This is a genomic window from Agromyces italicus DSM 16388 (genome assembly GCF_000421545.1).
GTDB lineage: Bacteria > Actinomycetota > Actinomycetes > Actinomycetales > Microbacteriaceae > Agromyces > Agromyces italicus.
In genome coordinates, this window is record NZ_ATXF01000004.1 from 739,412 (window position 1) to 760,781 (window position 21,370).

Annotated in this window: 21 protein-coding genes; 12 read left to right on the forward strand and 9 right to left on the reverse strand. The window is 72.0% G+C overall.

Annotation, left to right across the window (positions count from 1 at the left end; all coding sequences use genetic code 11):
- The first annotated feature begins 43 nt into the window (after positions 1-43).
- Positions 44-1,315, forward strand: coding sequence for an MFS transporter (locus H516_RS18155; protein ID WP_022888383.1), 1,272 nt, complete (start codon positions 44-46; stop codon positions 1,313-1,315).
- A 36-nt stretch (positions 1,316-1,351) separates the two neighbouring features.
- Here H516_RS18155 and H516_RS0103750 read toward each other — a convergent pair whose 3' ends face one another.
- The 6 genes from H516_RS0103750 to H516_RS18165 form a co-directional block, all read right to left on the reverse strand.
- The gene (locus H516_RS0103750) at positions 1,352-2,002 is read right to left on the reverse strand and encodes a response regulator transcription factor (protein ID WP_022888384.1); all 651 of its coding nucleotides are present in this window, start codon (positions 2,000-2,002) and stop codon (positions 1,352-1,354) included.
- Positions 2,003-3,262 (reverse strand): hypothetical protein, encoded by a 1,260-nt coding sequence (locus tag H516_RS18160; protein WP_022888385.1) that lies wholly within the window; start codon positions 3,260-3,262, stop codon positions 2,003-2,005.
- A complete protein-coding gene (locus tag H516_RS0103760) occupies positions 3,259-4,416 on the reverse strand; it encodes a sensor histidine kinase (protein ID WP_022888386.1) in 1,158 nt (385 codons plus the stop codon). The genes H516_RS18160 and H516_RS0103760 overlap by 4 nt, the downstream gene beginning before the upstream one ends.
- A gap of 108 nt (positions 4,417-4,524) precedes the next feature.
- On the reverse strand, positions 4,525-5,730 hold the full coding sequence (metX, locus tag H516_RS0103765) for a homoserine O-acetyltransferase MetX (protein ID WP_022888387.1): 1,206 nt from the start codon (positions 5,728-5,730) through the stop codon (positions 4,525-4,527).
- Positions 5,731-5,850: 120 nt separating this feature from the next.
- On the reverse strand, positions 5,851-7,173 hold the full coding sequence (locus H516_RS0103770; protein WP_022888388.1) for a bifunctional o-acetylhomoserine/o-acetylserine sulfhydrylase: 1,323 nt from the start codon (positions 7,171-7,173) through the stop codon (positions 5,851-5,853).
- 139 nt (positions 7,174-7,312) lie between these two features.
- Entirely contained in the window at positions 7,313-8,413 is a 1,101-nt protein-coding gene (locus tag H516_RS18165; protein ID WP_022888389.1) for an acyltransferase family protein, read from the reverse strand.
- A 44-nt stretch (positions 8,414-8,457) separates the two neighbouring features.
- Between H516_RS18165 and H516_RS0103780 the strand changes: the two genes are divergently transcribed.
- The 11 genes from H516_RS0103780 to H516_RS0103830 all read left to right on the forward strand — a co-directional run bounded on the left by H516_RS0103780 (position 8,458) and on the right by H516_RS0103830 (position 19,165).
- The gene (locus H516_RS0103780) at positions 8,458-9,246 is read left to right on the forward strand and encodes an SDR family oxidoreductase (RefSeq protein WP_022888390.1); all 789 of its coding nucleotides are present in this window, start codon (positions 8,458-8,460) and stop codon (positions 9,244-9,246) included.
- On the forward strand, positions 9,243-10,004 hold the full coding sequence (locus tag H516_RS18170) for a potassium channel family protein (protein WP_022888391.1): 762 nt from the start codon (positions 9,243-9,245) through the stop codon (positions 10,002-10,004). Before H516_RS0103780 ends, H516_RS18170 begins: the two co-directional genes overlap by 4 nt.
- Before the next feature lie 29 nt (positions 10,005-10,033).
- Positions 10,034-10,549 carry a phosphoribosyltransferase gene (locus tag H516_RS0103790; protein ID WP_022888392.1) on the forward strand — a complete coding sequence of 172 codons (516 nt, stop codon included), beginning with the start codon at positions 10,034-10,036 and terminating at the stop codon, positions 10,547-10,549.
- Positions 10,546-11,262 (forward strand): Type 1 glutamine amidotransferase-like domain-containing protein, encoded by a 717-nt coding sequence (locus H516_RS0103795; protein WP_022888393.1) that lies wholly within the window; start codon positions 10,546-10,548, stop codon positions 11,260-11,262. The genes H516_RS0103790 and H516_RS0103795 overlap by 4 nt, the downstream gene beginning before the upstream one ends.
- Positions 11,262-11,954 (forward strand): uracil-DNA glycosylase, encoded by a 693-nt coding sequence (locus tag H516_RS0103800; RefSeq protein ID WP_022888394.1) that lies wholly within the window; start codon positions 11,262-11,264, stop codon positions 11,952-11,954. Before H516_RS0103795 ends, H516_RS0103800 begins: the two co-directional genes overlap by 1 nt.
- A 65-nt stretch (positions 11,955-12,019) precedes the next feature.
- The gene (locus H516_RS0103805) at positions 12,020-12,598 is read left to right on the forward strand and encodes a GNAT family N-acetyltransferase (protein WP_022888395.1); all 579 of its coding nucleotides are present in this window, start codon (positions 12,020-12,022) and stop codon (positions 12,596-12,598) included.
- Between the two features lie 60 nt (positions 12,599-12,658).
- Positions 12,659-14,083 carry an amidase gene (locus H516_RS0103810; protein ID WP_022888396.1) on the forward strand — a complete coding sequence of 475 codons (1,425 nt, stop codon included), beginning with the start codon at positions 12,659-12,661 and terminating at the stop codon, positions 14,081-14,083.
- Between the two features lie 59 nt (positions 14,084-14,142).
- On the forward strand, positions 14,143-15,012 hold the full coding sequence (locus tag H516_RS0103815; RefSeq protein WP_022888397.1) for an ABC transporter ATP-binding protein: 870 nt from the start codon (positions 14,143-14,145) through the stop codon (positions 15,010-15,012).
- 73 nt (positions 15,013-15,085) lie between these two features.
- Positions 15,086-16,054, forward strand: a complete 969-nt coding sequence (locus tag H516_RS0103820) for an ABC transporter substrate-binding protein (protein WP_022888398.1) — start codon at positions 15,086-15,088, stop codon at positions 16,052-16,054.
- The gene (locus H516_RS0103825) at positions 16,026-18,140 is read left to right on the forward strand and encodes an iron ABC transporter permease (RefSeq protein WP_026378387.1); all 2,115 of its coding nucleotides are present in this window, start codon (positions 16,026-16,028) and stop codon (positions 18,138-18,140) included. Before H516_RS0103820 ends, H516_RS0103825 begins: the two co-directional genes overlap by 29 nt.
- A 41-nt stretch (positions 18,141-18,181) precedes the next feature.
- Entirely contained in the window at positions 18,182-19,165 is a 984-nt protein-coding gene (locus H516_RS0103830; RefSeq protein WP_022888400.1) for a siderophore-interacting protein, read from the forward strand.
- Here H516_RS0103830 and H516_RS0103835 read toward each other — a convergent pair.
- From H516_RS0103835 to H516_RS0103845, 3 genes are all read right to left on the reverse strand, one after another.
- Positions 19,128-19,577, reverse strand: coding sequence for a hypothetical protein (locus tag H516_RS0103835; protein ID WP_022888401.1), 450 nt, complete (start codon positions 19,575-19,577; stop codon positions 19,128-19,130). The two genes, H516_RS0103830 and H516_RS0103835, sit on opposite strands and share 38 nt — an antisense overlap.
- Positions 19,578-19,656: 79 nt before the next feature.
- On the reverse strand, positions 19,657-20,508 hold the full coding sequence (locus tag H516_RS0103840; RefSeq protein WP_022888402.1) for an arginase family protein: 852 nt from the start codon (positions 20,506-20,508) through the stop codon (positions 19,657-19,659).
- Between the two features lie 100 nt (positions 20,509-20,608).
- A complete protein-coding gene (locus tag H516_RS0103845; RefSeq protein WP_022888403.1) occupies positions 20,609-21,343 on the reverse strand; it encodes a PspA/IM30 family protein in 735 nt (244 codons plus the stop codon).
- Positions 21,344-21,370: the final 27 nt, after the last annotated feature.

Genomic DNA, 21,370 nt, shown 5'->3' on the forward strand with positions numbered 1-21,370 from the left:
CGGATCGTTCTCGAATCGATTCGATTCGTGAGAAAATCGCTCGGTGAACCGCGCCTCCGATGAACCGACGACCCTGTCGCCGGCCCGAACCAGACTCGCGCTCCTCGCGCTCGCCCTCGGCGGGTTCGGCATCGGCTCGACCGAGTTCGTGGCCATGGGGCTCCTGCCCGACATCGCGGCCGACCTGCTGCCCGGCACCTCTGCGGCCTCGCCCGACGCGGCCAACGCGACCGCCGGATGGGTCATCTCGGCCTACGCGCTCGGCGTCGTCGTCGGTGCCCCGACGATCGCCGCCGTCGCCGCGCGCTGGCCCAGAAAGCGCCTCCTGCTCGTGCTCGTCGCGGCGTTCACGATCGGCACGATCGCCTCGGCACTGCTCCCGAGCTTCGAACTCGTGCTCGTCGCGCGGTTCCTCTCGGCGCTGCCGCACGGGGCCTACTTCGGCATCGCCTCGCTCGTCGCCGCGAGCCTCATGGGTCCGGGCAAGCGCGCTCGCGGCGTCGCACTCGTGCTCTCCGGCCTCACCATCGCGAACGTCATCGGCGTGCCCGCGATCACCTGGCTCGGCCAGGCGGCCGGATGGCGCGTCGCCTACCTCGCGGTCGCTGCGATCTTCGCCCTCACCTTCATCGCCGTCCTCGCCGCCGTGCCCTGGCAGGCGGGCGACGCGAATGCGAGCGTCCGACTCGAACTCGGCGCGTTCGCCCGCCCGCAGGTGTGGTTCGCCATCGCGATCGGGGCGATCGGCTTCGGCGGATTCTTCGCGATGTACAGCTACATCGCGCCGCTCGCGACCGAGGTCACCGGACTCGAGGCCGCCGCGGTGCCGCTCGTGCTGGTCGCCACCGGACTCGGAATGACCGTGGGCAACCTCGTCGGCGGCCGCCTCGCGGACTGGAGCGTGCGGCGCACGATGTACGCCGCCTTCGGAGCCCTCGCCCTGTCGCTCGCCCTGCTCGGGCTCACCGCGCAGTTCGTCGCCGGCCTCTTCATCGGCGCATTCCTCATCGGCGCCACCTCCTCGGCGCTCGCGCCGACCATCCAGACCCGCCTGATGGACGTCGCGCGCGACAGCCAGTCGATCGCCGCGGCGCTGAACCACTCGGCGCTGAACATCGGCAACAGTCTCGGCGCGCTCCTCGGCGGTGCCGTGATCGCCGCGGGGCTCGGCTACGTGGCCCCGATCTGGGTCGGCGTGCTGCTCACCGTCGCAGGAATCGGGCTCGCCCTCGCGAGCTTCGCACTCGACCGTTCGCGCCTGCGTCGGGGCCATGCGGTGCCGTACGCGACGGGTGCGACGCCCGCGATCGACTGATCCGCAGACCGCCGAGGCGCCCGCCTGTGCGGGCCGTCAGTCGGACTGAAGCAGGATGCCGTCGGCGATCGCCCGCTTGCGCAGCGCCACCTTGGTGCCGACGTCGTAGCCGGCAGCGCGGTACTTCTCGCGAATGCGCTTGAGATAGCTCTTCGCCGTCTCCTCCGAGATGCCGAGCTGGAAGGCGACGGCCTTCACCGGCTGACCGGCTCCGTAGAGCGCCATCACCCGGCGCTCCTGGGCGGAGAGCTTCGGAAGGGTGCCGTCGTCGAGGAGGGTCGCCTCGAGTTCGGGCGTCAGGTACGACACGCCCTGCTGGGCTGAGCGGATCGCCTCGATGATCGACTCGACCGGTTCGCTCTTGACGAGGTACCCCATCGCGCCCGCGCTCAACGCCTCGCGGACCACGGCGGGCTCGGAGTAGTTGCTCATGAGCATGGTCTGCACCTCGGCCGACTTCAGCATCGAGAGCTTCAGCGAGATGGGGATGTTGTCGCGGAGGTCGAGGTCGAGCAGCACCACGTCGACGGGGAAGTCGGGGTGGGCGAGCAGCTCGGACCAGGACGGGACCGCGGCGACGAGCTCGATCTCGGACGAGGCGCCGCGCAACCACTCGGTCAGGGCGCCGAGCAGCATGCGGTGATCGTCGACGATCGCCAGGCGGATCGGTGCAGCGGTGTCGGGCATTCAGCTTCCCCTCGGATGGGCCGACTCGTCGGCCGATGCACTCACCGGAACGGTCGGGTCCGTCCGGCATTCGATGTCGATGCGGAAGGAATCGGACCCCGCGACGACGTCGTGTGATCCGACACTACCGACAGCATCCCACGTCGCGGGGTCCAGACGTCGTCGGACGACGCCGGAAACCTCGATCGCGAGGTGCACGACCGGCGAACGGTGCTCGCCGTCGTCGTCGCCGTCGGGGGCGGAGACGACGACCTCGATCGGTTCGGGCTGCCCCTTGCGGAGCTCGCCGACGAGCAGCCACAGCGCGAGCAGCAGGTTGTCGCGCTGCTCCTGCGCGAGAAGACCGGCCGACCCCTCGGGGTCGTCGACCACGACTCGATCGCTGAGATACGCCGATTCGGTCACCGCGTGGCGGAGCCACGTGTCGGTCCGGCCCGCGATGAGCCGGAGGCGCAGCGCCGCGGCCAGGCGGCCCGCACGCTCGGCGTCGGAGGCGGGCAGCGGAATCGCGATGCGCCCCGAGCCGACGTCGTCGAGCAGCGTCTCGGCGTCGAAGTCGAGCTGCGCGAGCTCCTCGGAGGCGCGCATCCCGAACGCGGAACGCGGGGTGGCCACCGTGCTCTGCACGATCGAGAGATCGAGTTCGCGACCGACCAGCCTGCGGAACCCGCGGGTCGCCACGACGGCGAGGACGAGCGGCAGCACCGCAGAGGCCGCGACCGAGATGCCCGTCGCCGTGTACGGACCTGCCGAGGCCGCCTGCAGGAGCGTCGCGACGAGGAGCACCAGCCCGATCACCGAGGCGACGACGAGTGAGATACGGGTGCCCCGGATCGCGGCGACCGGCATGAGCACGGCGCCTGTCGCCGCCGCCGCCGTCGGCGTGACGCCCAGGTGCAGCAGCCCCCAGGTCGCCTGGAGATCGAGCCACACCGGCACCGCGAGGGCGACGAGCAGCACGGCGTAGAGTGCATCGGGCAGCGGCTGGGCACGCGAGAAGATGCGCGAGACGACCCCGACGGCGACGATCACGAGGATCGCCAGCCAGGCGCCCCACGGGCCGGCGCCGGGCGGGAAGACGGGCGCAAGGAGCACCGCGCGCACCAGATGCCAGACGATGATGATGGCCGCGGCGATCGTGATGCCGGTCGCCAGCCGCCGTCCGCCGTGACGGTCGCGCACGTCGCCGACGGCGCGCGCCGTGCGCCTCGGACGCCGGAAGCCGGCGAGGCCCCCGGTCTCGATCGACCCCGTGCTCACGGCTTCGGCACCTCGAGCATCACGGTGGTGCCCGACCCGGGCGAGGAGAAGATCCGGGCGCGCCCGCCGACGGTGGTCAGGCGCCCCACCACCGACTCGGCGTAGCCGAGGCGCGCGGCGCCGATCGACTCGGGCTCGAACCCGTTCCCCGCATCGGTCACCATCGCGCGCACCGTCCGATCGTCGTCGCTCACCGTGACATCCGCCTCATTGACGCCCGAGTGCCGACGCACGTTCTCGAGGCACTCGCCGAGTGCACCCAGCAGCGCGTCGAGGGTCTCTCGCGGCAGCGCCAGCTGCCCGACGCCGTGCCAGTTCACGTCGAGTCCCATCCGGGCGAAGCGCTGCCTGACCGATTCGAAGGTGGTGCTGAGCAGGTCTTCGTCGGAGTCGGGCGAGAAGATCGCGTTCGAGGCGTTGTCGAGCGACGCCCCGAGCCGCAACTGCTTGAGCAGGCGGGCATCGTCGCCCGCCTGCTGCCGCAACGCCTCCGAGCCGACGCCCACGCCCGAGTGCGCGAGCAGGCTGAGCGTCGCGAGCACCGTGTCGTGCAGCACCCGGGCGTCCTGCCGCTGACGCGACTCGAGTTCGCTCGCGAGGCGCTCGGCCTCGTGCGCGCGACCCACCTCGCCGATCCGTTCGGCCGCTCCTGAGATCGCATGATCGACGACCGATCCGAGGGCGGCGCCGACCGCCCAGCCGGCGACGGTCGCGAGCACGACCGTCGTCATCGGATGCCCCGCGACGGCGATGAGACCGATCGCGATCACGAACAGTGCGGCGAGACCGCCCACGAGCGGCGCTCCGCCGCGGCGGACGACGAGGCTGATCGCGACGGACGGGGCGGTGACCGCCGACGCGAGGGAGATCGCGGCGCTCGCGACCGGGTCGACGACCGGTGCGCTGCCGAGCACCGCGACGGTGCCGAGGGCGGCGGCGACCACGCCGAGCGCGGCCGCTACGCCGCCGTGCAGCGAGTGCACGACGACGAGCACGGCGGCCGCGAGCGAGAGCAGCACCACGAGCGCGAACTCGAGCGTCGTCGAGGCCCCGGGGATGAACATGCACGCGAACGTGCCGAGCACGCCCGTGAGCCCCGCGATGCGCGCGAGCCTGCGCAGCAGCCGGTCGCGCTCCTTGTGGATGCGCTTCATGTCACCCCCTCGGCGATGACGGTTCGCAGCTCGAGGCACCCGTCATCTCGAACTGTAGCCCAGCCCGGCCGGATCGGCGCGGATCGCTCCGAACCGGAACGCCGGCGACTACGCCGCGAGCAGCCGGGCGAGCTCGGCACCGACCAGCGCATCCTCGATCAGGAAGGCGTCGTGGCCGAACTCCGAGGCGATGACGACCGGCTCGGCACCGTGCACGCTGTGCGGCAGGTGGGCGGCGATCTCGCGCTGCCCGGCGAGCGGGAAGTAGCGGTCGCCGTCGATGCCGAGCACGAGGCTCTTCGCCTCGACCCCGGCGAGCGCCACCGCCACGCCGCCGCGCCCGCGGCCGACGTCGTGCGAGTTCATCGACTCGGTGAGCACGATGTAGCTGTTCGCGTCGAAGCGCCGGGTGAACTTGTTGCCGTGGAAGTCGAGGTACGACTCGACCGCGAACCGGCCGTCGCCGCCGAGCGGGTCGAGGTCGGACTGCCAGCTGCGTTCGAACCGTTCGTTGAGCTCTGAGGCGGTGCGGTAGTTGAGCATCGCCATGCGCCGCGCGAGGGCCAGGCCGCGCGTCGGTCCCTCGCCGTCGGGCGCGTCGTAGAACGCGCCCGCGGCGAACGCCGGGTCGGTGCGGATCGCCTCGATCTGCACCGAGTTCAGGGCGATCTGGTCGGCGGTGGTCGCCGCCGGCGCGGCGAGCACCGCGATGCGTTCGACGGACTCGGGGGCCTCGATCGCCCACTCGAGCACGTGCATGGCCCCCATCGACCCGCCGACGACCGCGGCGAAGCGCTCGATGCCGATCGCGCGGGCGAACGCGATCTGCGCCCGCACCTGGTCGCGGATCGTGACGAACGGGAACCGCGCGCCCCACTCGCTGCGATCGGGTGCGAGCGAGGCCGGCCCGGTCGAGCCCTGGCAGCCGCCGAGCACGTTCGGCGCCACCACGAAGTAGCGGTCGGTGTCGATCGCGAGGCCGGGGCCGACGACGCCGCGCCACCAGCCCGCACTCGGATGCCCGGGGCCGGCCTGGCCGATCACGTGGCTGTCGCCGGTGAGGGCGTGCAGCACGAGCACGGCGTTGTCGCGCTCGGGCGAGAGCGTGCCCCATTGCTCGTAGGCGATGCGCACGCCCGGCAGCTCGCGCCCGGACTCGAGGGCGAGGTCGCCGATGCCCGCGAAGCGGCGATCACCCGCCGTATCGCCCTCCCGCCACGCGCCGGTCGCAGGCGCTCGGCCGAGCAGCGCGAGTGCGCCCGCGGCGGGCACGATGCTCGCGGGAACCGCGTCGGCCGTCGTCTGCCAATCCATGCTTCGATTCTCCCGCTTCGGCCCGGCCGGTCGCGCATTGTTACGCCCGCGGCGAGCGCGAACACGGCGGATGCCGCGAGCCGGCGTGGCTCGCGGCATCCGCCGTGCTGATGGGGCGCGTCAGACGCGCGCCGCCTCCGTGGCCGCGCGTGCGGCCGCGAAGCCGGCCTCGAGGTCGGCCTTCAGATCGTCGATGTTCTCGATGCCGACCGAGAGGCGCACGAGACCCGGCGTGACGCCGGTGGTGAGCTGCTGCTCGGGAGTCAGCTGCGAGTGCGTCGTCGACGCGGGGTGGATGACGAGCGAGCGGACGTCGCCGATGTTCGCGAGGTGCGAGAACAGCGAGAGGCTGTCGACGAGCGCGCGGCCCGCGTCGACGCCGCCCTTGAGCTCGAACGACAGCACCGCGCCGACGCCCTTCGGCGCGTAGGTGTTCGCGGCCGCGTACCAGGGGCTCGACGGCAGGCCCGAGTAATTGACGCTCGCGACGTCGGAGTGGCCGTCGAGCCATTCCGCGATCTCCTGGGCGTTCTGCACGTGGCGCTCGACGCGCAGCGACAGCGTCTCGATGCCCTGGATGAGCTGCCATGCGCTGGCGGGGGCGATCGCGGCACCGAGGTCGCGGAGCAGCTGCACGCGGGCCTTGATGACGTAGGCGAGCCCGTCGCCCACCGCGGCCGTGTAGCTCGCACCGTGGTACGAGGGGTCGGGCTCGGTGAGGCCCGGGAACCTCTCGACGTTCTTCGACCAGGCGAACCGGCCGCCGTCGACGATGACGCCGCCGATGACGGTGCCGTGGCCGCCGAGGAACTTCGTGGCGGAGTGGATCACGATGTCGGCGCCGTGCTCGAACGGGCGGATCAGGTACGGCGTCGCGATCGTGTTGTCGACGATCAGGGGGAGCCCCGCCTCGTGCGCGATGTCGGAGACGCCGCGGATGTCGAGCACGTTGATCTTCGGGTTGCCGATCGTCTCGGCGAAGAACAGCTTCGTGTTCGGGCGCACCGCACGGCGCCACTCCTCGGGGTCGTCCTGGTTCTCGACGAAGGTGGTCTCGATGCCGAGCTTCGCGAGCGTGTACTTGAACAGGTTGTAGGTGCCGCCGTAGATCGACGACGACGACACGATGTGGTCGCCGGCCTCGGCGATGTTCAGCACCGCGAACGTCGACGCCGACTGACCCGAGGCGAGCAGAAGGGCGCCGGTGCCCCCCTCGAGCGCGGCGATGCGCTCTTCGACGACGGCCTGGGTCGGATTCTGGATGCGCGTGTAGATGTTGCCGAACTCGGCGAGCGCGAAGAGGTTCTGCGCGTGCTCGGCGCTGTCGAACACGTACGACGTCGTCTGGTAGATCGGCGTCGCACGCGCCTTCGTGACGGGGTCGGGGGCGGCGCCCGAGTGGACCTGCTTGGTCTCGAAACGCCAGGCGGCGGTGTCGCTCATGGGTGGCTCCTCAGAAGTCGGGTGGCGGCGGGGCCGCGGCTGTCCTGTCACGTTAGGCGGGCGGCCCAGCAGGGGCAACGGATGCCGCAACACGGCGTCACGGGCATGCCCGGGTGCGGCCGGCCCGACGCCCGCGGCGTCAGCGTCGTTCGGAATCGGGCGGCAGCACGAGGGTGCCGGTCGCCGTCGACGGCTCGGGGCGGAACAGCCAGCGCGCCCGTGGCTCGACGAGCGGACGGAACGCCCGGCGCACGGGCCTCAGCGAGAGCGCGATCGAGATGCCGATGCAGAACAGGATCATCGCCGGCAGCACCCAGAAGGGCTGTTCGCCCGAGAGGAGACCGGATTCGCGGAAGGGGAAGAGGATGAAGGTGTGCAGCAGGTAGATGTACATCGTCGCGCCGCCGAACGAGGTGAACCAGTGCGCGCCGCGCGGCATCAGCAGGAGGAACGCGACCGCCAGGACCATGGCGAGGGCGAGGAGCACGAGACGGATGGCGCCGGACCAGGGTTCGTCGTAGCCGATCGCCTCGTAGGACTCGTCGTAGAGCATGAAGCGGCGCAGCTTCAGGTCGCGCAGGGTCTCGATCGTCATCGGCATGAAGACGAGCACGACCGCGAACAGTGCGATCGCCCCGGCACGCCAGCGCCACGTGACGGCCGTTCGCAGTTCGAGCCAGCGACCCGTGAGCTGCCATTGCCTGAGCTTCCACCCGAAGACGAAGAAGGGCAGCATGCCGAAGGTGCGCGTCAGGGCGAAGGTCGAGTCGACCGTCTCGGTGTACCCGGCTCCGATCGAGATGACGATCGCGATGAGGAGCGGGAACCGCAGGAGCACGAGGTAGGGCAGGACGATGCGCCAGATCGCGAGGGCGATGAGGAACCACAGCGTCCATGATGCGGTCGTGTAGTCGAGCTGGAAGTCGCCGCCGAGCAGCCACCGGATGATCGTCCAGATCGTCTCGAAGATGAAGAACGGGAGCACGATGTCGGTGAGGATCTGCCTGAGCGCCCGGGCGTTCGGCGGCCCGGACTTCGCGAAGTAGCCGGCGACGGTGACGAACACGGCGACGTGGAACGAGTAGATGAACAGGTACACGCTGTAGGCCGCGTCGTCCTCGCCGATGAGCGGGAGGATGCCGTGCCCGATCACGACGAGCGTGATCGCGATCCATCGTGCGTTGTCCCACAGCGGCACCCGCTTGCGGGTCGGCCGGGGGTGGTCGATCCTCGTGTGCATCACTCCATTCAACCGCACGCGCGGGATGACGGCAGAATGGGCGCATGTCGAATCTGCGGGCGGTCGTGACGGGTGCGAGTTCGGGGATCGGTCGCGCGACCGTCGTGGCGCTGCGCGCAGCCGGGTGGGACGTGGTGGGCGTCGCCCGCCGCGAGGAGCGGCTGCGTGCCCTCGAGGCCGAGACGGGGGCATCCGTCTTCGTCGCCGACCTCACGCAGCAGGGCGACGTCGACGCGCTGCGCGACCAGCTCGCCGCGACCGGCCCCGTGCATGCGCTCGTGAACAACGCGGGAGGCGCGAAGGGCCTCGACTCGGTGGAGGCCTCGTCGGTCGACGACTGGGCGTGGATGTTCGAGGTCAACGTGCTCGCGCTCAAGCGGGTGACGAGCGCGCTGCTGCCGCTGCTCCGACGCGGCGCCGCGTCGCGGGGCGTCGCCGACGTCGTCAACATCACCTCGATCGCGGGGCATGTCGCGTACGCCGGGGGCGGCGGCTACAACGCGGCGAAGTTCGCCGCGCACGCGCTCACCGAGGTGCTGCGGCTCGAACTGAACGGCGAGCCGCTGCGGGTCATCGAGGTGGCGCCGGGCATGGTCAGGACCGACGAGTTCGCCCTCGTGCGGTTCGGCGGCGACCGGGCGCGTGCCGACGCCGTCTACGACGACGTGCCCGAGCCGCTCACCGCGGAGGACATCGCGGGCGTCGTCGTCGACGCGGTGCAGAAGCCGCGTCACGTCGACCTCGACCTCATCGTCGTGAAGCCCGTCGCGCAGGCGGCGCCGTACCGGCTCGCCCGCGGCCCCCTGACGGTGCGCGAGGCGGACGGCTCGTGACTGCGTCGCCCTCGGCGCCGGGCGGGATCGCGACCGCGCGTCGTGACCGCTGGGAGGCGCGCACCTCGGTGCCGCTCGCGCTGCTCGGCGTCGTCTTCCTGATCGTCTACGCCGTGCTCGTCCTCGACGAACGCACACCGCATTGGCTGAACGTCGTGCTCGCGACCCTGCTGATCGCGGCATGGGCGGCGTTCCTCGTGGACTTCGTGGTGCGCACGGCGCTGACGCCGAAGGGTCGGCGTGTGCGCTTCGTCTTCACGCGGCCGCTCGACCTGCTCTCCGTGGTGCTGCCGGTGTTCCGCGCATTGGGCGTCGTCAACCTCCTGCACCGGGTGAGCTTCTTCCGGGGCCGCAGCGGCGAGGCGTTCCGCGCCCGCGTCGTGATCTCGGCGCTCGCCTATGCCACGGTGTTCGTCTTCTTCATCGCGCTCGCCGCGCTCCATGCCGAGCGCGATGCCCCCGGTGCGACCATCACGACCTTCGGCGACGCGATCTGGTGGGCCTGCGTGACCATCGCCACCGTCGGCTACGGCGACACCTTCCCGATCACGGGGCTCGGCCGCTTCTACGGCGTGCTGCTCATGATCGGCGGTGTCGCGATCGTCGGCACGGCCACGGCGACCGTCGTCTCGCTGTTCAACGACCGGCTCGGGCGCATGCGGCACGGTGCCGATGAGTCGGGCGAGACGGGGCAGGTCGTCCAGCCCGAGCTCGACCTCGATCCGTCGGACGACGACGGGCCCGACGACGCCCGCTGACGGGTGAGTCGTCCGGGTACGCTTTCCAGATGACGTTCGATGCGAATGACGCGGCGACCGGAGACCCCGGCATCCGTCGCGAGATCCTCGATTGGGACCGGTTCGGCGAGGCGGCGCGTTCGCTCGCGGGGGAGGTGCTCGACTCGGGCTTCAGGCCCGACGTGGTCATCGCGATCGCCCGCGGCGGACTGCTGCTCGCCGGAGCGATCTCGTACGCCCTCGGCACCAAGCAGTGCGGCTCGATCAACGTCGAGTTCTACACCGACATCGAGCAGGTGCTGCCCGAGCCGATCGTGCACCCGCCCATGCTCGACGCGCCCGCGCTCGCCGGCAAGCGGGTGCTGCTCGTCGACGACGTCTCGGACTCGGGGCGCACGCTCGCGAAGGTGCTCGAGCTGCTCACCGAGGTCGGTGCGGAGGTGCGCACGGCGACGCTGTACACGAAGTCGCGCACCATCCTCGTGCCCGACTTCAGCTACCGCGCCACCGACGACTGGATCGTGTTCCCCTGGTCGTCGAAGCCGCCGGTGCGGGTCGACGCATGAGCGTCCATCTCATCGGGGGCGGCGCCCTCACCCTCGCGGATGCCCCGCTGTACGCCCCGTTCGTCGGCGAAGCCGCCGCCCGGGCGCGAGCGGCGGGCCGCCGGCGCCCCCGCATCGCGGTGATCTCGATCCACCCCGAAGCCGATGAGCGAGCGGGCATGCTCGTCGCGGTGCTCGCCGAGGCCGGCGAGTTCGAGCCGTGGGTGACGGCGCTGCCCGGTCGCCAGCTCGTCGCGCCGACCGCGCTCGCCGAGGTGGACGGCATCGCCGTCGGCGGCGGCATCGTCGAGCACGTGCGGGCCGGGCTCGAGCCGGTGTTCGGCGAGCTGCGCCGCCAGGTCGCCGGCGGAGTGCCGTACCTCGGCGTCTCGGCGGGCGCGATGGTCGCCGCCGAGGGCGCCCTCGGCGGCGGAGCGCGCATCGACGGGGTGCAGCTCGCGCCCGAAGACCCGGCGGGGCCGGCGGTCGAGTTCGAGATCGAGCCGGGCATCGGACTCGTCGACGTCGCGATCGACGCCCATGTCGCCCAGCGCGGCACGCTGTCGCGTCTCGTCGCGGCCGTCGAGTCCGGGCTCGTCGAGGGTGCGCTCGGCATCGACGAGCGCACGGCGCTCATCGTCGGCGAGGGCGGGCTGCGGGTCGAGGGGTCCGGCAGCGTCTGGCGGGTGCTGCCCGCCGAGGGCGGCGTGCTGGTCTCGACGATCGGCGCCTGATGCCGGCGCGGCCGGAGGAGCTCGCCGCCCTGCGCCGGATCGACCTCGCGTGGGCCGGGGCGCTCAGGCCGGTCGCCCCGCAGCTCGCCCGCATGGGCGAGTTCGTGGGCGCCGAGCGGGCGGCCGGCCACGGCGTCCTGCCGGCCGACGAGCACGTGCTGCGCGCCTTCGCCGCCCCGCTCGGCGAGGTGAGGGTGCTCATCGTCGGGCAAGACCCGTACCCCACCCCGGGGCATCCGATCGGGCTCTCCTTCGCCGTCGATCCGCACGTACGCCCCCTGCCGCGGAGCCTCACGAACATCTACCGCGAGCTTCGCGACGACCTCGGCATCGAGCCGCCTGCGCACGGCGACCTCACGCGGTGGAGCCGCAACGGGGTGCTGCTCTTGAACCGGGTGCTCACCGTGCGCTCCGGCGAGGCCGCCTCGCACCGCGGCAAGGGCTGGGAAGAGGTGACCGATCGAGCGATCCGCGCGCTCGTGGAGCGCGGCACGCCGCTCGTCGCGATCCTCTGGGGCCGGGACGCGCAGGAGTTGAGGCCGCTCCTCGGCGAGACGCCCGTGATCGCCTCGGCCCACCCGAGCCCGCTGTCGGCGTCGCGCGGCTTCTTCGGCTCGCGCCCGTTCAGTCGGGCGAACGCCCTGCTCGCGGAGCAGGGCGCCGCCCCGATCGACTGGAGCCTGCCGGGCTGAGGTGGGCGGCGAGACATCCGGAATCGCGAAACACGCGTGTGATCTCGGCGACGTAGGCTGACGGCATGCTCGAAGAGGAATACCAGGAACGGCGCGTCCTGCCGCGGCACCTGCGACCGAGTCCGCAGGCCGAGGCGCCGTTCGAGTACACGATCCGCGACGCCACGGCGACCGATCTGCCCTCGGTGCGCGAGATCTACAACTACTACGTCGCGAACTCGACGGTCACCTTCGACGAGGACGCGATGACCCTCGCCGAGTGGCGCGCGAAGTTCGCTCAGCTCACCGAGTTCGGCATGCCCTTCCTCGTCGCCGAGTCGCCCTCCGGGCAGCTGCTCGGCTACGCACTCGTGACCCCGTGGAAGCCGAAGCGGGCGTACCGTTTCACGGTCGAGAACTCGATCTACCTGGGCCCGGCTGCGGCGGGCAAGGGCCTCGGCCGGGTGCTGCTGGGCGAGCTCATCGAGCGTTCGAAGGCGGCCGGGCTGAAGGAGATGATCGCGGTCATCGCCGATCAGGGCGCCGAGGCGTCGATCGCCCTGCACGAGAAGTTCGGATTCACCGAGATCGGGCGCATGGGCCGGGTGGGGTTCAAGTTCGACCGCTGGCTCGGCACGGTGCTGTTGCAGCGCTCGCTGAAATAGGGCGGATGCCACCGTCCGTCGCCTGCGGCCCGGCGCCCGCCGCATCGTAGGCTCGAGCACATGAGCGAGCTGCACGACCACACCGCCCTCGGGCTCCACCAGTTGCTGCAGCGGGGCGACGTTTCGCCCGTGGAGCTCGCGACGCATTACCTCGAACGTGCCGAGCGACTGAATCCCGAGGTCGGCGCCTTCGCGACGGTGACGGGCGAGGCGGCCCTCGAGCGCGCCCGGCTGGTCGAGCGCGAGGTGCCGCGCTCGCGGCCGCTCTGGGGCCTGCCGCTCGCCGACAAGGATCTGCAGCTGCGAGCCGGTGTGCCGGCACGGTTCGGTTCGCGCGCATTCGCCGAGTTCGTGCCCGAGGAGTCCGATGAGCTCGTGCAGGCGGTCGATGCGGCAGGTGCGGTGAGCCTCGGCAAGACCGCCACGCCCGAGTTCGGCCTGCCCTCGTACACCGAGGGGCTCGCGGGGCCGCCCGCCCGGAATCCCTGGGATCTCTCACTCGGCGCGGGCGGTTCGAGCGGGGGAGCGGCGGCGGCCGTCGCCGCCGGCATGCTGCCGTTCGCGCCCGGTTCGGACGGGGGCGGTTCGATCAGGATCCCCGCCGCCGTGTGCGGACTCGTCGGGGTGAAGCCCTCGCGCGGTCGGGTGCCGGGCGGCTCGGGGCTCGCGAGCCTCGCCGGTCTGGGGGTGGCGGGTCCCATCGCCCGTACCGTCTCCGACGCGGCCCTGCTCCTCGACGGGCTCGTCGCACCCGAGGGCTACCCGGCGGCCCACCGGTTCTCGCTGCGCGCACCCGGCGACGACGGACCCTACCTCGGGGCCGCCGTCCGGGGGGAGGGGCGATTCCAGCTCGGGGTCATGCTCGACAGCCCATGGGACGAGGCGTACGAGATCACCATCGACGACCCGTCCCGTGCGGCGCTCGAGCTCGCGGTCGGCGAGCTCGACGCGCTCGGCCACGGGGTCGAGGAGCTGGCGCCTGCGGCCGAACCGGGCTACGCCGAGGCGTTCCGCACGATCTGGCAGGCCGGCGCCGCGACCATCCCGGTCGACGGTGAGCGCGAGGCGCTGCTCGAGCCTCTCACGCGGTGGCTGCTGGAGCGGGGCCGCGCGGTGCCGGCGAGGCGACTCGCCGAGGCGCTCTCGTGGCTCGCAGGCTTCGAGCAGCGCGTGATCCGTCGCTTCTCCTCCTACGACGCGGTGATCACCCCGGCGCTCGCCCTCACGCCGCGGCCCGTCGGCTGGTACGACGCGGAGGACGGAGAGCGGAACTTCGCCCAGCAGGTGCAGTTCACCCCGTTCACCTCCTTCGTGAACGTGTCGGGGCTGCCGGCGATCACGGTGCCGGTCTCCGAGACCGAGCAGGGCGTTCCGCTCGGCGTGCAGCTCATCGGGCGGCCGGGCGGCGAAGCGGTGCTGTTCGCGATCGCGGCGAAGCTGGAGCGGCGCGTGCGGCGTGCGGAGCGGCATCCGGAGCTCTGGTGACCTTCATGCGACGTCACCCGAGTTGACGCACTTAGGTAAGCCTCACCTATAGTGGAATCATGCTCGGTCTCGACCTCACGATCTCCTACAACGGCACGCCCGTCGTGCACGGCGCGGAGCTCCACCTCGAACCGGGCAAGGTCACCGCGCTCGTGGGCCCGAACGGCAGTGGCAAGTCGACGCTCCTGCGGGCGCTCGCGCGGCTCCACCAGCCCGACTCCGGCCGGGTCCTCCTCGCCGACGGCGACGCGCACACCGTCTCGGCCGGTGCGGTCACCGCGGCCGACCACCTCGTCGAGCACGGCGTCGATGCGGCGACGCTGAGCGCGCGCGAGTTCGCCCGCCGCGTCACGCTGCTCGCGCAGAGCCGGCCGACCCCGGGCGGCCTGACCGTGCGCGAGCTCGTGGAGTTCGGCCGGCACCCGCACCGCGGGCGCTTCATCACGGGCGACGCGGGCGGCGCCGCGATCGTCGACCGCGCCATGGAGCTGACCGGCGTCGCGAACCTCGCCGGGAACGCCGTCGACCAGCTCTCCGGCGGGCAGCTGCAGCGGGTCTGGCTCGCCGCCTGCCTCGCGCAAGACACCGGGGTGCTGCTCCTCGACGAGCCGACCACCTACCTCGACCTGCGCTACCAGGTCGAACTCCTCGACCTCATCCGAGAACTCGCCGACGAGCACGGGGTGACGATCGGCGTCGTGCTGCACGACCTCGACCAGGCCGCGGCGATCGCCGACCGCATCGTGCTGCTCGAGTCGGGCCGCGTGCGCGCCGTCGGCACCCCCGCCGAGGTGCTCGTCAGCGACGTGCTGAGCTCGGCGTACGGCATCCGCGTCGACGTCGACGTCGACGAGCGCGGCTGCATCACCACCTGTCCGATCGGGCGCTACAACACGCGTCAGCGTTCCGAACGACTCGTCATCGCCTAGCGACGTCGACGCCCACCACCACCTCGCGCGGGTTCGTCATGCCCGCGCGCCGATCCGTGAGGAAACCTCCCCCATGAGAACATCCGCCATCACCCTGGGTGCGGTCGCCGCAGCGTCCGTGCTGCTGTTGACCGGCTGCGGCACGACCGAGGCACCCGAGGCCGCCGCCGGCGACGAGGTCGCGATCACCGTGACCGACGACCGCGGCGAGAAGATCTCGCTCGACGCCCCGGCCGAGAAGGTCGTCGCCCTCGAGTGGAACACCGCTGAGAACCTCGTCGCACTCGGCGTGATGCCGGCCGGCGTTGCCGACATCGAGGGGTACGGCGCCTGGGTCCAGTCCGAGCCGCTCGACGACGACGTCACCGACGTCGGCATGCGCGGCGAGCCCTCGGTCGATGCGATCGCCGGCCTCGCACCCGACCTCGTCGTGACGACCACCGACCTGCCCGAGACCGTCATCTCGCAGATCGAGGAGTTCGCGCCCGTGCTCGTCGTGCGCGGCGCCGACGCCTCGAACCCGCTCGGCCAGATGGAGTCGAACCTCGAGCGCATCGCCACCGCCACCGGAACCGAAGCGGAGGGCGAGGCGCTGCTCGACGACTTCCACGCCAAGATCGACGAGGGCGCGGCGGCCCTCGAGGAGGCGGGCCTCGCCGGAACCCCGTTCATGATGAGCGACTCGTGGGCGAGCGGGGGCCAGGTCTCGATCCGTCCCTTCGCCGAGGGGGCGCTCCTCACCGCCGTCGCCGAGGAGCTCGGCCTCGAGAACGCCTGGACGGGTGAGGGCGACGCCGACTACGGCCTCGGCTCGACCGACGTCGAAGGCCTGACCGGGCTCGACGACCTCGAGTTCCTCTACATCACCAACGGTGAGGCCGACGCCTACGCCGTCGACCTCGCCGACAATGCGGTCTGGAAGTCCCTCCCGTTCGTTGCGAACGGCAACGTGCACCGTCTGCCCGACGGCATCTGGATGTTCGGCGGCCCGTCGTCGATGAACGACTACATCGATGCCGTCGTCAGCACCCTCGCGGGCTGAGACGGCCGTGAGGCCGGCCGGGGGCGAACGCCGCCCCCGGCTCGGCGCCGTGCTGCTCATCGCCCTGGGACTCGTCGTCGCGACGCTGCTCGCCGCGGTCCACGTCACCCAGGGATCGGCCGACGTCGGTCTCCCCGAACTCCTCTCCCTGCTCACCGGCACCGGCGACGAGCAGTCGGCCGCGGTCTTCCTCGCCTCGCGCGTGCCCCGCATGGCAGCCGGCGTCGTCGTCGGCATCGCGCTCGGTGTCGCGGGACTCGTGCTGCAGTCCGTGTCGCGCAACGTGCTCGCCTCGCCCGACACCCTCGCGGTAAACGCCGGCTCCTATCTCGCGGTCGTCGTGGTGGCGGCCTTCGGGATCTCGCTCCCCGTGCTCGGCGGCGGTGCGGTGGCCTTCCTCGGCGGCCTCGCCGCCGCCGGCGTCGTGCTCGCCCTCTCGGCGGGCGGCTCGCGTTCGTCGGGCTCGGGCGGGGGCGGCACCGTGCGGCTCGTGCTCGCGGGCTCCGCCATCGCGCTCGCCCTCACGGCGCTCACCACCATGCTTCTGCTGCTCTTCCCCGAGCGCACCAACGGGCTCTACGCGTGGAGCCAGGGCACCCTCGCGCAGACCGGCATCGGCCCTGCCGCGCAGCTCGCACCGGTCGTCGCCGTCGCCGTCGCGGCGCTCCTCGTCTTCGCCCGCCAGTTCGATCTCGTCGCCCTCGGCGACGACACGGCCACCGTGCTCGGCGTCGACGTGCGGCGCACCCGGCTCATCGGCGTGCTGATCGCCGTGCTGCTCTCGGCGGCCGCCGTCGCCCTGGTCGGCCCGATCGGGTTCGTCGGGCTCTCGGCGCCCGCGATCGTGCGGCTCATCGCCGTGCGCGTCCCCGGCATGCAGAAGCACGTGCTCCTCATCCCGGCCGCCGCCGTGATGGGCGTCATCGTCGTGCTCGGTGCCGACGTGCTGCTCCGGCTCGCGTTCGGCGGTCAGGCCGGCGTCGAGGTGCCCACCGGCATCGTCACCACGATCTTCGGTGCGGTGTTCCTCGTGGCGCTCGCGCTGCGGTCGCGAGCGACCTCCGAGGCCGCGAGCGGCTTCGTGATCGGCGCCGGGCTCTCGCCGCGCGGGCGCCGCCTCGTCATCGGGGCGTCGATCGTGCTCCTCGTGGTGCTCGCCTTCGTCTCGCTGCTGCTCGGCGACGCGAAACTGCTCGGCGGCGACGTGCTGAACTGGGTCACAGGCCAGGCCGGCCCGCTCGTCGAGTTCGTCATGAACACCCGCGCCCCTCGCGTGGCCGCCGCCGTCCTCGCCGGAGCCGCGCTCGCCGTCGCGGGCACCGTGGTGCAGGCGGTCTCGCGCAACCCGCTCGCCGAACCCGCCATCCTCGGTGTGACCGGCGGCGCCGGGGTGGGCGCCGTGCTCGTCATCACCTTCTGGCCGCTCGCGAGCTTCGTCGGCGTCACGACCGGCGGGTTCGCCGGTGCCGCGGTCGCGGCACTCGTCGTCTTCGGGTTGTCGCTGCGCGGCGGCCTCGCCACCAGCCGGCTGATCCTCGTCGGCCTCGGTGTCTCCGCCGCGGCATCCGCGATCGTCGCGATGCTCATCATCGCGACCGACCCGTACAACGCGGCGAAGGCGCTCACCTGGATGTCGGGATCGACGTACGGTCGCACCTTCCCGCAGTTGATCCCGCTCCTCGTCGTGCTCGTGGTGTCGTTGCCGGTGCTCGCCGGGATGCGTCGGGAGCTCGACCTGCTCGCCTTCGACGACGACACGCCCAGGGTGCTCGGCGTGCGGCTCGGCAGTGCCCGTCTCGGGCTGCTCGCGATCGCGGTCGCCCTCACGGCGACGGCGGTGTCGGCCGTCGGCGTCGTCGGGTTCGTCGGTCTCGTGGCACCGCACGCCGCGCGCGCCCTCGTGGGGGCGCGGCACGGGCTCGTGCTGCCGCTCGCGGCGCTGTTCGGCGCGCTCCTCGTGACCGTCGCCGACACGATCGGCCGCACCGTGATCGCGCCCGGCCAGCTGCCGGCCGGCCTCGTGACCGCGGTCGTCGGCGCGCCGTACTTCGTCTGGTTGCTCTGGCGTTCGCGTCGCACGGCCTGACCCTCATTTCCTCTCCCGATCCCCACGACAGGAGCCTCAGCATGGCCAAGCCCGGATACCGCGTCTTCGAGACCACCGTCGGAGCGATCAGGCGGCTCAGCCCGCACTTCGTGCGCGTGACCTTCCGCGGCGAGGAGTTGCGGGACCTCGGCTGGGATGGGCCCGACCAGCGGATCAAGGTCATCCTGCCGCTGGACGGCGGAGCCGACGAGGGCGGCGGGTTCGGCGGGTTCCCGACGGATGGCGACTGGTTCGGCGCGTGGCGAGCGCTGCCCGACGAGCGACGCAACCCGATTCGCACCTACACGATCCGCGACGCGCGACCCGAGCGCGGCGAGCTCGACGTCGACTTCGTCGCGCACGGCGACAGCGGTCCGGCGTCGCGGTGGATCGCGCGCGCCGAAGCCGGCGAGCGGATGCTCCTCATCGCCCCCGACGCGACGAGCGACGAGCCGTCCGGCGGCTGGGAGTGGCATCCCGGCGACGCGAGCACGCTGCTGATCGCGGGCGACGAGACCGCAGTGCCGGCCGTCTCCGCGATCCTCGAGCAACTGCCCGACGACGCCCGGGGCGCGGTGTTCCTCGAAGTCCCCGACGCCGCCGACGCGCTCGAGCTGCGCGCACCCGCCGGGGTCACGGTGCAGTGGTTCGACCGCGGCGGCGACGCACTGCCCGCGCCGGGCTACGGGAGCTGCCTTGTCGAGGCGGTGCGGACCTGGGCCGACGCCTGGGCGGACGAGGCCCGTCGCGACCGGCCCGTCGGCGTCGGCACCGACGGCGTCCTCGGAGCGCCGTCGTCGCTCGATGTCGCAGCCGGCCCCGATACCGAGCTCCCGCAGCTCGCCGACGACGAGATCCTCTGGGAGGTGCCCGAGCCCGCGCGTGACGGCGGCTTCTACGCCTGGCTCGCCGGTGAGGCCACGGCGATCACGACGCTGCGCCGCCACCTCGTGAAGGGGCTCGGCGTCGACCGAAGGCGAGTGGCGTTCATGGGGTACTGGAAGCTCGGCCGCGCCGAGGGGTAGCCCGAGCGCGGGCAGCCCGGCGCGGCAGGTAGCCGCCCGCCTCGAGCCCGGCCTCGATCTCGAAGCGGTTCTGCAGGGGATCGCGCCCGGCGATGAGGTAGAGCAGCGGGAAGAGCATGCCGTACCTGCGCCACTGCTCGCGGTGCACGACCTCGTGGCCGAGCACCCGCTCCCCGTCGTTCGCCCCGGTGAGGTAGCAGCCTCCGACGCACGATCCGCCGCGCCCGTACGTCCAGCCCGGCATGCCGGTGAACACGATGAGCCCATGCCGTCGTCGGATCGGTCCGGTGCTCCAGACGAAGCCCCAGACGAAGCCGACGGCCGTCGCCCACCAGTAGCCGAGTCGGCTGATCGGCGAGTCCGTGAGGCGGACGCGCAGGGTCGTGTTCGTCTTCGGTTTCGCTTCGCTCACGCGGCTGGCTCCTCGTCGTCGGCGGCACCGCGCGCACCCCGCACGATTCCCTCAGCCTAGGGGCGGGCGGGCCATGCGGTCAGTCGCGGGTGCGCGGACCCGAAGTGAGCGCCCCGACCAGCCGGAGGATCGTGGGCAGATCGTCGACCGCGGATTCGGGGTCCGAGGGCGTGAAGCCCGTGATCGCCGCGCCCGCCACGGCGAAGCGCGCCAGCACCGCGCGGACGAGTGCCACGAGTTCGCCCGCGCCGATGCCGAACGGCATCGGGTACGACAGACCCGCGAGCGCCGAGGGGTCGAGCACGTCGAGGTCGATGTGCACGAAGACGTTCGACGCGCCCGTCGCCTCGAGCTCGGCGACGACCGCGGCCGGGTCGGAGAGGTCCTCGACGGTGAGCACCGACACGCCGTGCTCGTCGATGAAGCGACGCTCCTCCGCGTCGATGGCACGGATGCCGCCGAGCACGAGCCGCGCGGGCGCGATCCGGGTCGCTTCGTCAAGGGCGAGACCATCTGCCCCGTCGCCGGTGATCGCCCGGAGCGTCATGCCGCCGAATCCACCGGACGGCGAGGTCTCGGGCGTGTTGAGGTCGGGGTGGGCGTCGAGCCAGAGCACCGCGAGGTCGCCGCGGGTGCGTTCGGCGGCGTGCGCGACGGCGGCGAGCGAGCTTCCGCAGTCGCCGCCGATCGTGAGTGCCCAGTCGGGCACCTGGGCCAGCACGATGGCGGTCGACTCGCGGACCCGGCGGATCGTGCTGTACCTGCGGACCCCCGTGCCGAGTGATTCGCCCGCCTCGACCGGAACGTCGACGACGACGGTCGACGAGGAGGGCAGATCGCCCCGGATGGCCTCGGCCCCGTCGGCGAGGCTCATGGCGCGAGAGGAGACCGATCCCTGCCAGAGCGGAACGATGACGAAGGTGGCGGGCATGACACCAGTATCGCGCCACCGCCGTCGCCAGACCACCGAAGACGCCGGATGCCGCGGCCGGCGGGCGGTCGCGGCATCCGGTTCGAGCCTGGAGGCGGCGCTAGCCGCCGATCGCGCTCTGCGAGCTGCCGGCCTTCAGCGCGGCGAGCCGGGCGTCGACCTCGGTCAGCTCGCCGAGGTCGTCGAGCTCGTTGAACTGCGAGTCGAGGCTCGACGCGGCGAGCTCGGCCTGGCCGCGCACGACGGCCTCCTCGCGGCGGATCTTCTCCTCGAAGCGGCCGATGTCGCTCGTCGGGTCGAGGATGTCGATCGACTTGACCGCGTCCTGCACCTGCTTCTGCGCCTGGGCGGTCTTCGCGCGGGCGACGAGTTCGGAGCGCTTGTTCTGCAGCTGGACGAGCTTCTCCTTCATGCCGTTCAGGCCCGACTTCAGCTTGTCGACGACGTCGGTCTGCGCAGCGATCTGCGGTTCGGCCGCCTTCGCCTCGTTCTCGGCCGAGATCTGACGGCTCAGGGCGACCTTCGCGAGGTTGTCGAACTTGTCGCCGCCCGAGGCGTCGCCCGCCGCGCGCAGCTCGTCGCCCTTGCGGCTCGCCGCGATGGCCTTCTCGCCCCACTCGCGGGCGGCCTCGACGTCTTCGCGGTGGTCGTCCTCGAGGAGACGCAGGTTGCCGATCGTCTCGGCGATCGCGGCCTCGGCATCGGCGATCGAGTTGGTGTAGTCGCGCACCATCTGATCGAGCATGAGCTGCGGATCCTCGGCCTGGTCGATGAGGGCGTTGATGTTGGCTCGGACGAGCTGAGAGATCCGCCCGAAGATGGACTGCTTGGTCATGGTTGCTCCCTGTTCGTGGTTCTGAGG

Excerpts from the sequence above, each read along its gene's own strand:
- H516_RS0103790 (WP_022888392.1), top strand. The coding sequence starts at position 10,034 with ATGACGTTCGATGCGAATGACGCGGCGACCGGAGACCCCGGCATCCGT.
- metX (WP_022888387.1), bottom strand. The coding sequence starts at position 5,730 with ATGGATTGGCAGACGACGGCCGACGCGGTTCCCGCGAGCATCGTGCCC.
- H516_RS0103795 (WP_022888393.1), top strand. The coding sequence starts at position 10,546 with ATGAGCGTCCATCTCATCGGGGGCGGCGCCCTCACCCTCGCGGATGCC.
- H516_RS0103810 (WP_022888396.1), top strand. The coding sequence starts at position 12,659 with ATGAGCGAGCTGCACGACCACACCGCCCTCGGGCTCCACCAGTTGCTG.
- H516_RS0103840 (WP_022888402.1), bottom strand. The coding sequence starts at position 20,508 with ATGCCCGCCACCTTCGTCATCGTTCCGCTCTGGCAGGGATCGGTCTCC.
- H516_RS0103770 (WP_022888388.1), bottom strand. The coding sequence starts at position 7,173 with ATGAGCGACACCGCCGCCTGGCGTTTCGAGACCAAGCAGGTCCACTCG.
- H516_RS0103750 (WP_022888384.1), bottom strand. The coding sequence starts at position 2,002 with ATGCCCGACACCGCTGCACCGATCCGCCTGGCGATCGTCGACGATCAC.
- H516_RS0103815 (WP_022888397.1), top strand. The coding sequence starts at position 14,143 with ATGCTCGGTCTCGACCTCACGATCTCCTACAACGGCACGCCCGTCGTG.
- H516_RS0103830 (WP_022888400.1), top strand. The coding sequence starts at position 18,182 with ATGGCCAAGCCCGGATACCGCGTCTTCGAGACCACCGTCGGAGCGATC.
- H516_RS0103845 (WP_022888403.1), bottom strand. The coding sequence starts at position 21,343 with ATGACCAAGCAGTCCATCTTCGGGCGGATCTCTCAGCTCGTCCGAGCC.
- H516_RS0103780 (WP_022888390.1), top strand. The coding sequence starts at position 8,458 with ATGTCGAATCTGCGGGCGGTCGTGACGGGTGCGAGTTCGGGGATCGGT.
- H516_RS0103805 (WP_022888395.1), top strand. The coding sequence starts at position 12,020 with ATGCTCGAAGAGGAATACCAGGAACGGCGCGTCCTGCCGCGGCACCTG.
- H516_RS0103800 (WP_022888394.1), top strand. The coding sequence starts at position 11,262 with ATGCCGGCGCGGCCGGAGGAGCTCGCCGCCCTGCGCCGGATCGACCTC.
- H516_RS0103825 (WP_026378387.1), top strand. The coding sequence starts at position 16,026 with ATGCCGTCGTCAGCACCCTCGCGGGCTGAGACGGCCGTGAGGCCGGCC.
- H516_RS18165 (WP_022888389.1), bottom strand. The coding sequence starts at position 8,413 with ATGCACACGAGGATCGACCACCCCCGGCCGACCCGCAAGCGGGTGCCG.
- H516_RS0103820 (WP_022888398.1), top strand. The coding sequence starts at position 15,086 with ATGAGAACATCCGCCATCACCCTGGGTGCGGTCGCCGCAGCGTCCGTG.
- H516_RS0103760 (WP_022888386.1), bottom strand. The coding sequence starts at position 4,416 with ATGAAGCGCATCCACAAGGAGCGCGACCGGCTGCTGCGCAGGCTCGCG.